We start from the raw sequence: 12,612 nt of genomic DNA, 5'->3' as shown, positions 1-12,612 counted from the left end.
ATCGCCCTGCAACATGAATGGGGTACGATCGAGGAAAGGTATGCAGAAATTTGCCGTTTGAGTAAGTATCTCTGGGAGCGTTTGTCGGAACTTCCCGATGTGGAATGTTTGCGAAAATCTGCGCCGGAAGCTGGTTTGGTTTCGTTTCGATTAACTAACGGGATGCCGCACAAAAAGCTGGTCGATTTGTTGGAGAAACAGGGAATTATGGTAAGGACTATTCTTAATCCTGACTGCGTGCGGGCTTGTGTTCACTATTTTACAAGTGAGGCGGAGATTGATAGGTTGGTTGGGGCGATCGCCATTCAATTAGTATAGCCGGGGCGGGTTTATTTATAGTCCTGGACGCCCGGGTAGTTAGAAACCTACCTGGTTTTTGCCCAGAAGACGCCTTACAGCCACAGAAACGACCAAAAACCCGGTTTCGAGGAGTTGGAGTGCGTAAATTCTGTCCTATTATTTTTAAGCTAGGATTTACTACCCGTTGTTTTTTCGTTGGGTTTACCTTAGGATATGGTAAGCAGGTTAAACTATGCCGACTATAAATAAAAAAATTAGGTTGCGAATATTTTAAGCTAGGATTTACTACCCGTTGTTTTTTCGTTGGGTTTACCTTAGGATATGGTAAGGAGGTTAAACTATGCAGATTACAAATAAAAAAGAATTTAGGTTGCGAAGCGGTGAAAACTGGACATCGTCTGAGAAGTTCCGTTTGCAGGGCGCCGAAGCACTCAGTTCGATCGGCAATGGTGTGATTGCTACCCTCCAAACAAAAACAGGACAGTACCGCATTATTGAAGAACGTGACTTTCAAGAAATGTATGGACTAGCTCGTGATGTCGATCGGCTAAGGGGAGGATTGCGTTTCGTCATCTTGGCTGTGCGTGCGGCACAAAAACACCCTGATCCAGAGAATCTTCATTTACTTGCTGAAGCAGTTGCTATGCTGGGAGACTTGCCTGAGCTTCCTACCCGCAATAGCTTCGATCAATTAGTTCCAGAGAATTTCGACTTGGATGAGGATGATGAAGTGATGCTTGACCCTGATGAAATTGAGCGTCCTCTGCAATCTGAGAATGCGATAGACAATAGGATAGATTGATTGTGATGGCTGTAGCAAATAATGAGCCTAACAATCTGGAAACTCTTGAAAATCAGCTACGCGCACTTTCTCACGATGATACAGTTCTCACAATTATTCAGGACTTTGCCGATCGACTTGGTAAGACAAAAGACCGTCAGAAAGTTTTCGGAGCAGAGGGAGCGCTGGTGCGTCAGCCAATTGAATATCAGGATATCTTAGCAAAAGGTCTGATTCGCGACGATGAAGATGCCTTCGCCCTTTTGCAGGGAGATATTGTTAGTAGTGATGCTGGCTACTTCTTGGGAGAGCGCATTACTAACATGAAATTTGCTATCGCAAGCTCAACCTGTGACCTTGTTCAGGGTCGCCGCGATTATGCCTCACTGCTGCGATTGCAACCAATTTTTTCTGACGCTCCTGATGCAAAGCAACTCCTCAGTGAAATGCTAAAGTTCAAATCCACTAAGCGAATGTATCTTCCACCATTACCAGGGGACTCTAGCAATGTAGTGGGCAATGCTGTAGTATTTGATGGGGTTATACAGATACGCCTTGATGATTTGCTGTTAGCGACACGGCACGCCAGCCTAAGTCTTGTCGGGTGGAGGATATTTGGTTCTCTTGTTCGGACAATTATGGTGCGAGCAGGTGCTAGTGAAACAGAAATGAGATCGAAAGCCTAACGGCAAAGTGGAACCATCGCCGATCAATGCTACTGCTCATTCTAGACATTAGCAGCTTCGATAATTTGCTCAGCGGCAATAGAGGCATCTATTTCCTGAGAGTGGGCCGTATAAAAAGCGAAAACATCGTTCACTTTAGCTTCACTTAAGCCATACTCAGCGGCAATTTGGTTGGGCGAAAAACCCCATTTTTTGGCTGCGATGACTACTGTTTGCACGCGCAAGCGAGTGCCGCGCAAAACGGTTACAATTTCGCCGCTAGCGCCCCGCACACAGGTAATTTCAGGAAAAGCACGATCGTCTGATTTATGCAGCCCCGTGAACTTCATGCTTTTACAATAACAACGGCTCTATCTTAGCTTGCACCTCCTCAATCACATCTTGAGATACCGACTCAACCAATCGAATACCGCGAGCTTTCCAGTCTAAACACTTAATTTGATCGGCAAGAATTACTCCCTCAACTTTTAATCCCGTGGGTAGGATAACTTCAAAAGGATACCCTTTTTGTTGTTTTGTAATCGGCATAAATAGAGCTAAGGAGCTTTTCTCGTTGTAGGAGTGAGGCGACAGCACAAAAGCAGGTCTAAGTCCTTTTTGCTCGTGTCCCTTAGTTGGGTCAAAGTCTAAATAAACGATATCGCCTCGACTCGGAATGTAGGGATTTGATTGTGTCACCAAACTTCATTCCCCACAGCAACTGCAGTATCAATCTCAGTATGAACATTCTCTGGCGTCATTGCCTCGATCAGCTCCTCTAGCGAATACCGCCGACGAACGATAGGCTCGATTGTCAGCTTGCCATCTATCAAGACAAGCTTCACTTCAGAACCCTCAGTCAAATTAATCTCTTTAGCTATATTTTGTGGAATCCGAATAGCAAGACTGTTTCCCCATTTTGCGATCGTCGCAACCATAGCCTGAACCTCTAGTTAGTGATATCACTCTGAGGAATTTACCCTTTCTAAGAGAAAGTATATACAGAGTATCTACAGTGTAGCGACTAAGCGGATGTTTGACAAGCACAGAAAATTTGATAAAAAAGCAAATCGCCCTTTCCCTAAAAACACCAAAGGTCGATCGCCCTTTTCGGCCAAATTTCGGCCTACGCACCCCAACAAAAGAAACCGGGTTTTTCACTAAATCTGCCATTTCCATGCAGTATCTTCGCAAAAAACCCGGTTTCTGAGCTCTCAGGCCCAAGTCCTATTAGTGACTATGCCCGTGATCACCATGAGAATGTCCGTGATCACCATGAGAATGTCCACCGTGAGAATGTCCACCGTGAGAATGTCCACCGTGAGAATGTCCATGTCCCCCATGAGAATGCCCGTGTCCTTCATGAGAATGCGCGTGCTCGCGGTGTGCCGCAGCCAAACTCGGATTAACAGCAACCGCAGTTTCACTCAACAACGCTTCAATCTGCGGATTTGCCCACTCAGCAGCCATTTTCAGAAACTCTGGATGGTCGTTAACGCAAGGCAATTTGCGGTAAGTAACTCCTTGACGCTGTTTCTGCAAAGACTCAATAATGTGGTCTACATCTAACAAAGTTTCGTGATTTTCGGTCGCAAATCCGATCGGCATAAAGACGATCGCAGTTGCACCCAAATCAATCAAATTCTTCGCAGCCAACGTCGCATCCGGCTGTGTCCATTCAATCAGCGGTGTGTCGTGATTCAGCCAACCCACCGAAATCAAAGGATAGCGATACATCAAACGTTCCCGCACGCGATCGTACAAAGCTTGACTTTCCACAATTCCCGAAGTAAAGCCCTTCGCCTTGTGCGGACAACCGTGATTCATCAGCACAATCCCAATCTGAGAAGGCAAATGCGCTACAGCTAAATCGTTCTTAATTTCCTCTTCAACCAAATCCGCCATTAGCTGGATGTAAGCAGGTTCATCGTAAAAAGAAGGAATGTAGCGCTGTCCTTTTACCCAATGTTCTTTGCCATCAAAGGTTTGTGCTAAAGCTTTATTCACCTGTTCGACTGCAATGCCGCTGGTGAAAACAGAATCAACTACCAACAGCGGATAAATCAGAATTTTGTCAAATCCTTCTGCTTGAATTTGAGGGATTACTTGTTCCGGCAAAAACGGCGCGCAAAAGTTAAAAGCTTTGAACACTTTTACTTTATCGCCCCATTTCTCCTGTAAATTCTTTTCAATCCCGGCGCGCTGCTGTTCAAAAATTGCATTGTGCGGCGAAACGAATTGACCGTGTTGGTGACTCCACTCGTGCAAGTCAAAGATTGCTAAAATCTTCGCCAGCGGCGGATAAATCCAAAGCGGTACTGGCGCAAACTTTGCCGTAAGCAAATTTAAAGCTTGTTCGTTGTAGTTGGCAAAATCGTCGTAGCTTTCGACTTCGCCATAACCCATCAGCAATACAGCAACGCGATCGTTACTTGCGGGTGCTGCAGATGTTTTGAAATCGATTTTTTCTGGAGAAGCAACCACTTTGTATTCCTCAATTTTATTTATTCTAAGAGATCCAGGCAGGATGAAGGGGGAATCGGAGATTTTTCATTGTGTGCGATCGCACGACAGACGTGCGCGGGGCTGATTCCCGGTTTCTTGGCCCATACTTCCCGGTGCAACCTCTTATTTATCCTAGAAACCGGATTGATGAGCATCAGTCCTAAGTCGGTTTTTTGACCAAGAATTTCTTCATGTGGTACCCGCCACGTGATTTATCCGTGGAATCAATCCCAAATCGAAAATCCTCAAGCCTCCGCATTTATCTCGCGCAAGTCAATCTCAAATCTCAAATCTCAAATCTCAAATCGATTGACCCTGACCCGAAATTCGTAGGGCAGCTAAGCTGGCAGGCCTCTAATTTTCACAATCCTGTTTCTTTAAGCTTTTTTGGACCGGGCTTCGACGCCGCCAGAAAAGTTAAATCTAAATACAGAACTGCTTAAAACTAGAATCTGGCTTTGCTAAGCTTGACAGGGAATGGGGTCGGGGGGGATAAGTTTTATGTTTTCTTAAGACTCCCTGACCTTGCCTCAGATTAATGGGGTTTGGAGCGTTCCCAGCATTTAACTTGGGGGGATACTCTTCAAACTTGACTCTATTATAAGTTTAACACCCTATCCCCTGGGGTAGTATATGATATAGTAGGCATATGATAAAGTTATGTTGCGAACTATATTAACTTTCTTGACGAACTATGAGACTGGTAATTTGCCCCGGATTCCACGAACCAAAGCTAACCGACTGTTTCCTGACGGGACTTTCGGGGCTTTGGGGACTGGTAGCCGATCGCCCAAACCAGCAAATAGTCGATCGTGTCAAGATTTTTCCCGCTCATAAATATCCACCTTTCTCGGCTCTTGACATATTGCACTTTTTGTGTAGCGAAGAGTTAGCAGGAGAAAGTCTAGTATTTGTCAGCTTTTCGGCAGGAGTAGCCGGGGCGATCGGGGCGGCTCTTCTGTGGCAGCAACTCGGCGGCAAAGTCGGGGCATTTTTTGCCTTAGACGGTTGGGGAGTACCCCTGGGGGGCAATTTTCCCATACACCGAATCAGCCACGATCGCTTTACGCACTGGAGTTCGGCAATTCTCGGTGGCGGTGGAGAAAGCTTTTATGCAGATCCCGCGATCGAACATTTGGATTTATGGCGAGATCCCCAAACGGCAAAAGGCTGGCACGTCAGCCAAACCGCCGCCGGCATTGAGACAGTCGGACCGACAACCGCAGCAAAATTTTTAGTCCACCTATTGAAACAATACGGAGTCCAATCAGTTGTTTAATCTAAATTTAGTATCCTCAGCGATCGCACCTATTGCCACCATCGCCCGCCTCGACAATTCTGTCACTTCAGCCACAACAAACAGCATCAAACCGTGGTTAATATTTAGCGCCTCAGCATTTTTAGTCTCAATTCCAGTCTTCGTGCAAGCACCATTAGTGCGTTTATATCCAACCATCAGTTTGCTATCAACTATCCCCTGGTTCGTACTTAGCTTAATCCTGATTTTCCGCCCCAAAACACAACTTTGGGGAGATTTATTATTAGGATTTGCCGGATGCTGGCTGGCAGGTTCTATCTATTGGGGCTGGTTTAGATGGGAACCAATTTTACATCTACCTATAGAAGCAATTGGCTTGCCTTTTGCTATTTGGTGCTTGGGCAAATCTTGGGGAAAAGTTGGCGGCTATTTTTACTTGGGTTCCCTATTGGGTACTGCCATTACTGATTTATATTTTTACTTAACAGGGTTGATGCCCTACTGGCGGCAAGTGATGCACGCGGAACCGGAATTAGCTATGCCGATTTTTCAAAGTGCGATCGGTCAAATTGAAACTCCTTGGGGCATAGGCTGTGCTCTAGTTTTAATCGCTGTGTTGCTAACAGTGGGTTTGCTGAGTTTGCGCGATCGAGAACTGCACTGGCGCGCTTTCAGCGGAGCTGTGTTAAGCACGCTTTTGGTAGATGGTTTATTTTGGCTCGCTGCTTCTGCTGCTTAATATCTATGATTATTTTTTATGTGGGTGATTTTTGACCGCAAATGTGGGCGGATTGACGCAGGTTAACGCAGAGTTTTTTGATGGATATAGTCTTAAGATTCCTGACTTTTTTTTAAGAAGTCGGGAATTTGGGCATTTACTGAACAATTATGAGTTAAAATCTAAAATCTAAAATCTAAGAATCCCAAATCAATATCATGTCTTTCATTTCAATTCGCGGTGTAGAACATTATTACGAGTGGATAACGGCAGATAACACGGCCCAACCTAGCGGGAAACCAGTGATGGTATTTCTGCACGGCTGGGCGGGTTCAGCGCGCTACTGGGAAAGCACGGCCCGGGCTATTGCTGATGATTTTGATTGTTTGCTTTACGATATGAGAGGTTTTGGTCGATCGCCCTTGCCAAAAGAGCCTCCTGAGTCCAGCTACGAACTCGAAACCTACGCCCGTGACTTAGCTGAATTATTAGAATCTCTGAATTTAAGTCGCGTCTTTCTCAATGCTCACTCCACAGGAGCATCAATTGCTACTTTATTTCTCAACCTTTACCCCGAAAAAGTAGAAAAAGCAATTCTCACTTGCAGCGGTATTTTTGAATACGACGAAAAATCTTTTACAACTTTTCACAAATTCGGTGGCTATGTGGTAAAATTTAGACCCTCTTGGCTGGCATCCATCCCGTTTGCCGATCGGCTATTTATGGCTCGGTTTTTGCGCCGTTCCCTGCCCACAGAGGTAAGTCTGGCGTTTCTCAAGGATTTTTTAATGGCAGACGAGCAAGCTGCTATAGGTACAATGGTGACGGCAGTCAGCAAAAGAGCAGCCGAGGAAATGCCCCAAGAATTTGCGCGGCTGAGTGTTCCCACACTGCTTATTGCCGGAGAATTCGACCAAATTATCCCCGCCGTCATGGGAGAGCAAGCAGCCTCCCTGAGCAAAAAAGTAGAATTTGTTATAATTCCTAATACGGCTCACTTTCCGATGCTGGAGGATGCCGCAACATACTTGCAGCTAATTCGAGACTTTTTGCCAGCAGCGGCTTAGCTGAGTTATTGTTCATCTAATGTACGATCGGACAAGCAAGCTTTGAGAACGGCTTTTGCTCCGATCTTAATTTTTAATTCCTAATTTCTTAATGCGAAAGGTGGTACAATGAACGACCTCGACCAATACTATAAAGTGCTGGGACTGTTGCCGGGAGCTTCCAGAGAAGAAATTAGCCAAGCCTACAAGGATTTAGCGTTCATTTGGCACCCCGATCGCATCCCCAAAGACAATCCCAGACTACTACAGAAAGCTGAAGAAAAGATTAAGGAAATTAATCAAGCTCGCGAAAAATTGCGATCGATTCAACCAAGAGGTCAGAATCAGAACGTTCAGCACAAACATACTCAGCACAAACACACCCAGCAACAAAACACCCAGCACAAACATACCCAGCACCAAAACACCCAGCAACAAAACGCTCAGTACAGAAACACTCAGCAACAAACTACCCAGCAACAAACTACTCAGTACAGAAACACTCAGCAACAAAATACCCAGCAACAAACTACCCAGCAACAAAATACTCAGTACAGAAACGCTCACCAACAAAATACCCAGCAACAAAATACCCAGCAACCCAATACTCAGTACCAAAACACTTCATACCAAAACACTCAGCAACCCAATACTCAGTACCAAAACACTCAGTACCAAAACACTCAGCAGCCCAATACTCAGTACCAAAACACTCAGTACCAAAACACTCAGCAGCCCAATACTCAGCAACCCAATACTCAGTACCAAAACAATCAGTACAGAAATACTCAGTATCCAAACACCCAGCACCAAAACACGCAGCCACCACCGTCCACCCCAAAAGAACCCCGCTACTCTTATGAACCCTCTTCAGGAAAATATGCTGGAAATTATGCGGGAAACTATGGGGGAAACCCTGCAGGGCCCTATTCAGAGGCGTCGCGCTACCAATCGCAGCCGCCGCCATCTCAGTCTTACCGCCAAGCTGGGCCGCAAGCTCCCGATTTGAGCGGTTCCAACTTCAAAGGAGCTTCCTTAAAAGAAAAGGATTTTTCAGGAAGAAACTTGAGCAATGCAAACCTGAGTGAAGCCGACTTAAGCGATACTTTTCTACACAACGTCAACCTCACAGGCGCGAATTTGCACAAAGCAAACTTGTTCAGGGCCAATTTGTTAGGAGCTTGTTTGATCAATGCCGACTTGAGAGAAAGCAACTTAATCGGAGCCGATTTGAGCGGTGCTGACTTGAGCGGTGCTGACTTAACAGGAGCGAAAATCGGTTACGGCGATCGAGTGATGGTCAAACTTACCCGGACTACATTAACAGGTACAATCTTACCCGACGGTACTGTTCATAGTTAAATTATTTAGTTCTTAGTCAGTGGTTGTAGACGCGGGTTTTACCCGCAATAGTTGCTGCAACTCCAAATACAAAAAAATCCGCCCTTTGCGAATTTGGGATAAAAACTTATATTCTTTCCGCTAGAACAACCGCAATAAAATTGGTTCGTAGTGAGGGCATTCGTTGTCAGAATTGTATGAGGACTTGCATTCCTCGCTGCGTACCCATAATGCTTAAATTAATTGACCTGATATTACGCGATCGCGATCGCACAAACAGAGCTTTTTACCCTGTTCAAGAACTGCAACGAGGTCTTTTCGTTCATCAAACCCCGTTTGTCTCTCCAACACGGCTAATCGAGATTCATATTACAGCAACCGCCAAAATGGTTCCTGTTCTGTTTTTTCCTTCTTCCTTCTTCCTTCCATTATTAATTACTTCCGTCACGGCGATTGCGTAACTTTCGTCCAGCAGCGAGCATAGCGCCTCCCGCCATCAAACCCCCCACAGTCATCGGTTCGGGAACCGGCTCAGCTTGAACCGTCTCCACAGAACCGCCTTTAATAAATACAGCAGAATCTAACTTGCCATCGCCCACATCTTTAATGCGGATGCTGAGAACATTCCTCTGATTTTGCTTGAGCAAACCCTCAAAACCTAAAACTTTAGTAAAACCGTCCAGCTTAATGATGTTAGCAGCAATACCTGTCAAACTTGGGTTGTCAATATAGTCGGGGTGATCCTTAGAGCGATTATTTGGCTCTGGAACAAGATTATTAATCGTAACTGTTTTTCCGTCGCTCAATTTTGCCAAATTAGTGCCGTTCAGCAGCAGTTCAAAATCGTCATTATATTCTTCATAAGCCCCGAATTCAGGAAACTCCTCAGAAGCAAATACATATTGAAAGACTAACTTTTCAACCGTGCTATTAGCAAAAAAGCTAAGGTTTAGCTGAGTCAAATCCCCCTCTTCACCATAAGGCCCAAAGTCCGTGCTTAAATCGCTGTTTTCGATCGTGAAGTTATCTTTCCGATTCTTACCCCGTATATCGGCGACTTTACCAGTGCTCAGAACAACACCTGATGTCAAACCGAAGGGATCATTAGTGAAAGTACCAAAAGCAGCCGCATTACCCGTAATTGAAACAGAGAAATTACTCAAACCGGCTGTATTAGCTCCCAATAAATTATTTTTTAAAGTTTCAATGTTATTAGTTGCCCCTATGGAAAATGCCATTGCTGGCGCTGCCAACAAACTCAGAGAAGTAGTTAATGTAGCTGTTAAGGCGGCAATTTTGTGAGTAATTATCATAAATTTTTCCTGGAAGATACAAACCTGATCCTATCCACAACTTAATTTTTACATTATATAACTATTAATGTCTAGTGCCTTTACCATAACTTTACACGTAAGTGAATATACGCTTTTGGTGATTATTTGTTTTGGTAAATGTTGGCAGTTAGTCACCCAATAAACCTCAGCGCAAAAATAGGGATGCAAAAATAAACGTACATAGACGAATAATTTCAGGACTTACGCACTGGAGACAAAAGAAACCGGGTTTTAATACCGTTTGCGATCTCCCAAATGACTAATGACTAATAGCTAATGACTCAGGAAAGATGACCTCGCCCAAAAAACGTATACAAGCGCCCGATTCCTGTTTTAGAGATATCAAAATTTTTGACCATAGTTCAACATTTCAGATTCATCTGTGGAGTAAATCTCAAATCGTTGAGTCACCGAAGTCTCCCTCCCCTGTAAAATTTAAAATCTCTAATCGACTGACTGTTGACTAAAATCCCCTTGCTTCTCCTTCCCCGCGCCGATCAGCAGCCCCTTCCAACCAACCGTCTGCAGTCAGGACGATCGCATTGGCATTGCCCCAGTCGTCACGTTCGAAAATCAGGTGTCCCCGCCGCCGCAACTCCGAAAGCGTCGCAGTCTCAAAACCTCCCCGTTCTACCATCAGGCGATCCGGTTGCCACTGGTGGTGTACGCGAGGTGCAGACACAGCATCGCCGACATTCATGTCGTAAACCAATACGTTCAGTACAATTTGCAGCACTGTGGTAATAATCGTGCTGCCTCCGGGAGCTCCCGCAGCGAGGCGAAATTTGCCATTTTCTGTCACGATGACCGGCGTCATGCTCGATAAAGGAGTTTTGCCCGGGGCGATCGAATTTGCCTCCCCGCCCACCAAACCAGACGACAAATTCGGCACTCCCGGCGCTGCTGCAAAATCATCCATCTCGTTGTTGAGCAAAATTCCCGTACCCGCGACCACGACTCCAGCCCCAAAACCCCCATTCACCGTAAACGTTAAGCTTACTACGTTGCGCTCTTTGTCAACTACCGTCAGGTGGGTAGTTTCCGGAGACTCCCACAGCAGGCGGTTCAAAGTTTCAGCGTCAACAGCTTTTTCCTCGCTGGAGGGTCGGGCTTTTGACATTTGGATTTGCGATCGTCTCAATTTGGCATAATTGCTGCTAATCAGAGCTTTGACGGGTACACTCCCAAAATCCGGGTCGCCCAAATACTGTGCCCTGTCAGCATAAGCAATCCTCATGCTCTCCGCCAGCAAGTGCAAAGTATCTCGACTTTGCCTCCCCAAGCTTTTGAGATCCGTATCTCCCACAATATTCAAGATTTGCAACAAATGAACGCCGCCGGAAGAAGGAGGGGACATCGCGCAAAGTTCGTAAGTGCGAAAGTTGCCACAAACCGGATTTCGCCAAATCGGCGTATAGTTTTTCAAATCTTCCAGAGTGATAAGGCCGTCGTTTTTAGCCATATCGGCGGCGATCGCCCGCGCAACGTCCCCGGTATAAAAACTCTGCGGATTTTGTGCAATCTGCCGCAAAGTCCGCGCCAAATCCCGCTGCACCAAAAGCTCACCCGGCTGGTATAAAATGCCACCACGAGTAAAAACCTCCCGCGCCGCCCGGTTTTTTTTGAACACATCCTGTCGTCGCCCGGTAGCCGTGGTAAACCGCGAACTTACTGGAAAGCCATTTTCCGCCAGGGCGATCGCGGGCGCCACCACCGCAGCCCAAGGCAACTTACCATACTCGCGGTGCACCGTATAAAGTCCAGCAACAGTACCCGGAATACCCGCCGCTAAATGCCCGTCCCGACTTGCCCTTGGGCGCACCTTACCTTGCTTGTCGAGGTACATATCCCGCGCCGCCCGTTTCGGAGCTCGTTCCCGGAAATCCAGCGCTTGCACAGTCCCCGTTTCGGCCCGCCGCAGGAGCAAAAAACCCCCGCCGCCGATACCCGCAGAAAAAGGCTCCACCACCGAAATCGCCAAAGCCGTAGCCGCCGCCGCATCCACTGCATTGCCTCCCTGTTGTAGCAGGGCCAGCCCCGCAGCGCTCGCCAGAGGGTGAGCTGAAACTGCCATGCCCTGTTTGCTGCGCTGCTGCTGCAAGGTTGGGTGTAGCTGTTGCTGGCAGCCGCCCAACACCAAGACTGTTAGGCAACAAGTATAAATTTGCACTTTGCTCAAGAACTTTGGCAACATTTTTTACGGGTGAGGCGAGGATTTTTTATAGTATACTTTTAGAAGCATCTTCCCTAAAACCTAGCGGTACTGAGTTCAACCGCAAATAGATTACCTGTTATGGCAGATGGGGAAACCATTTGACCCTGGGAACCTGTCGCAGTACAAGAGGAAGAGAAAAATCAGGGACAGCTTATGGCAATTTAATAACTAAACAAGTTATAAAAAGCATCGTTTTTGAAAAGCTACTGATTTCAAAAAAGCTGATAATCGGCGATAAACTGCATTGATGCTTTACGGTATGAAATGCTAAAGAGGCAAATTATAGAAACCAATATTCACAAATATTCTGAATTTTAAAATTATTTTTTTTCCTAGCCTGATTAAGCATCCCCAGTAAATGAAACCTCATAAATACAGCGTTTTCCGCTGTTATGAGGTACAATAGCAACAGTTAGCAAACCAATTTCTTAAATGCTGAGGATTTATTA

13 protein-coding genes are annotated in these 12,612 nt (G+C 45.8%); 7 read left to right on the top strand and 6 right to left on the bottom strand.

Annotated elements, in window-relative coordinates:
* The 3 genes from QUA38_RS22580 to QUA38_RS22570 all read left to right on the top strand — a co-directional run.
* Nucleotides 1–318, top strand: a 318-nt coding sequence (locus tag QUA38_RS22580; RefSeq protein WP_333165763.1) for an aminotransferase class V-fold PLP-dependent enzyme, incomplete at its 5' end; no start/stop codon positions are given.
* 322 nt (nucleotides 319–640) lie between these two features.
* The gene (locus QUA38_RS22575; protein ID WP_333165761.1) at nucleotides 641–1,102 is read left to right on the top strand and encodes a hypothetical protein; all 462 of its coding nucleotides are present in this window, start codon (nucleotides 641–643) and stop codon (nucleotides 1,100–1,102) included.
* 5 nt (nucleotides 1,103–1,107) lie between these two features.
* Nucleotides 1,108–1,767 carry a hypothetical protein gene (locus tag QUA38_RS22570; protein ID WP_333165758.1) on the top strand — a complete coding sequence of 220 codons (660 nt, stop codon included), beginning with the start codon at nucleotides 1,108–1,110 and terminating at the stop codon, nucleotides 1,765–1,767.
* A gap of 41 nt (nucleotides 1,768–1,808) precedes the next feature.
* Here the strand turns inward: QUA38_RS22570 and QUA38_RS22565 are convergent, their stop codons facing one another.
* The 4 genes from QUA38_RS22565 to QUA38_RS22550 form a co-directional block, all read right to left on the bottom strand.
* Nucleotides 1,809–2,096 (bottom strand): DUF433 domain-containing protein, encoded by a 288-nt coding sequence (locus tag QUA38_RS22565; protein ID WP_333165756.1) that lies wholly within the window; start codon nucleotides 2,094–2,096, stop codon nucleotides 1,809–1,811.
* 4 nt (nucleotides 2,097–2,100) lie between these two features.
* Nucleotides 2,101–2,445 (bottom strand): endoribonuclease MazF, encoded by a 345-nt coding sequence (gene mazF, locus QUA38_RS22560; RefSeq protein WP_333165754.1) that lies wholly within the window; start codon nucleotides 2,443–2,445, stop codon nucleotides 2,101–2,103.
* Nucleotides 2,442–2,684 carry an AbrB/MazE/SpoVT family DNA-binding domain-containing protein gene (locus QUA38_RS22555; RefSeq protein WP_333165752.1) on the bottom strand — a complete coding sequence of 81 codons (243 nt, stop codon included), beginning with the start codon at nucleotides 2,682–2,684 and terminating at the stop codon, nucleotides 2,442–2,444. The genes mazF and QUA38_RS22555 overlap by 4 nt, the downstream gene beginning before the upstream one ends.
* 292 nt (nucleotides 2,685–2,976) lie before the next feature.
* Nucleotides 2,977–4,230, bottom strand: a complete 1,254-nt coding sequence (locus tag QUA38_RS22550) for a ferrochelatase (RefSeq protein WP_333165750.1) — start codon at nucleotides 4,228–4,230, stop codon at nucleotides 2,977–2,979.
* Between the two features lie 715 nt (nucleotides 4,231–4,945).
* Here QUA38_RS22550 and QUA38_RS22545 point away from each other — a divergent pair.
* From QUA38_RS22545 to QUA38_RS22530, 4 genes are all read left to right on the top strand, one after another.
* The gene (locus QUA38_RS22545) at nucleotides 4,946–5,530 is read left to right on the top strand and encodes a hypothetical protein (RefSeq protein ID WP_333095258.1); all 585 of its coding nucleotides are present in this window, start codon (nucleotides 4,946–4,948) and stop codon (nucleotides 5,528–5,530) included.
* Complete coding sequence (locus QUA38_RS22540) at nucleotides 5,523–6,248, top strand: DUF3120 domain-containing protein (protein WP_333095257.1); 726 nt, start codon at nucleotides 5,523–5,525, stop codon at nucleotides 6,246–6,248. The genes QUA38_RS22545 and QUA38_RS22540 overlap by 8 nt, the downstream gene beginning before the upstream one ends.
* A 197-nt stretch (nucleotides 6,249–6,445) precedes the next feature.
* Nucleotides 6,446–7,294, top strand: a complete 849-nt coding sequence (locus QUA38_RS22535) for an alpha/beta hydrolase (RefSeq protein ID WP_333095256.1) — start codon at nucleotides 6,446–6,448, stop codon at nucleotides 7,292–7,294.
* Between the two features lie 108 nt (nucleotides 7,295–7,402).
* The gene (locus tag QUA38_RS22530; RefSeq protein ID WP_333095255.1) at nucleotides 7,403–8,635 is read left to right on the top strand and encodes a pentapeptide repeat-containing protein; all 1,233 of its coding nucleotides are present in this window, start codon (nucleotides 7,403–7,405) and stop codon (nucleotides 8,633–8,635) included.
* 410 nt (nucleotides 8,636–9,045) lie between these two features.
* On the opposite strand, the gene QUA38_RS22525 is transcribed toward QUA38_RS22530, so the two are convergent.
* Together QUA38_RS22525 and ggt are read right to left on the bottom strand one after the other, a co-directional pair.
* On the bottom strand, nucleotides 9,046–9,927 hold the full coding sequence (locus tag QUA38_RS22525; protein WP_333095253.1) for a choice-of-anchor L family PEP-CTERM protein: 882 nt from the start codon (nucleotides 9,925–9,927) through the stop codon (nucleotides 9,046–9,048).
* A gap of 484 nt (nucleotides 9,928–10,411) precedes the next feature.
* Nucleotides 10,412–12,142 (bottom strand): gamma-glutamyltransferase, encoded by a 1,731-nt coding sequence (gene ggt, locus QUA38_RS22520; protein ID WP_333165748.1) that lies wholly within the window; start codon nucleotides 12,140–12,142, stop codon nucleotides 10,412–10,414.
* Between the last annotated feature and the right edge of the window lie 470 nt (nucleotides 12,143–12,612).

The sequence above is a fragment of the Microcoleus sp. Pol12B4 genome, assembly GCF_036701385.1.
GTDB lineage: Bacteria > Cyanobacteriota > Cyanobacteriia > Cyanobacteriales > Microcoleaceae > Microcoleus.
The sequence above is the reverse complement of the archived record's forward strand: the minus strand, read 5'-3'. Positions and strand labels throughout refer to the sequence as shown.

Coding starts and splice junctions, on each gene's coding strand:
- QUA38_RS22575 (WP_333165761.1), top strand. CDS start 641: ATGCAGATTACAAATAAAAAAGAATTTAGGTTGCGAAGCGGTGAAAAC.
- QUA38_RS22570 (WP_333165758.1), top strand. CDS start 1,108: ATGGCTGTAGCAAATAATGAGCCTAACAATCTGGAAACTCTTGAAAAT.
- QUA38_RS22565 (WP_333165756.1), bottom strand. CDS start 2,096: ATGAAGTTCACGGGGCTGCATAAATCAGACGATCGTGCTTTTCCTGAA.
- QUA38_RS22555 (WP_333165752.1), bottom strand. CDS start 2,684: ATGGTTGCGACGATCGCAAAATGGGGAAACAGTCTTGCTATTCGGATT.
- QUA38_RS22545 (WP_333095258.1), top strand. CDS start 4,946: ATGAGACTGGTAATTTGCCCCGGATTCCACGAACCAAAGCTAACCGAC.
- QUA38_RS22535 (WP_333095256.1), top strand. CDS start 6,446: ATGTCTTTCATTTCAATTCGCGGTGTAGAACATTATTACGAGTGGATA.
- QUA38_RS22530 (WP_333095255.1), top strand. CDS start 7,403: ATGAACGACCTCGACCAATACTATAAAGTGCTGGGACTGTTGCCGGGA.
- QUA38_RS22525 (WP_333095253.1), bottom strand. CDS start 9,927: ATGATAATTACTCACAAAATTGCCGCCTTAACAGCTACATTAACTACT.
- ggt (WP_333165748.1), bottom strand. CDS start 12,142: ATGTTGCCAAAGTTCTTGAGCAAAGTGCAAATTTATACTTGTTGCCTA.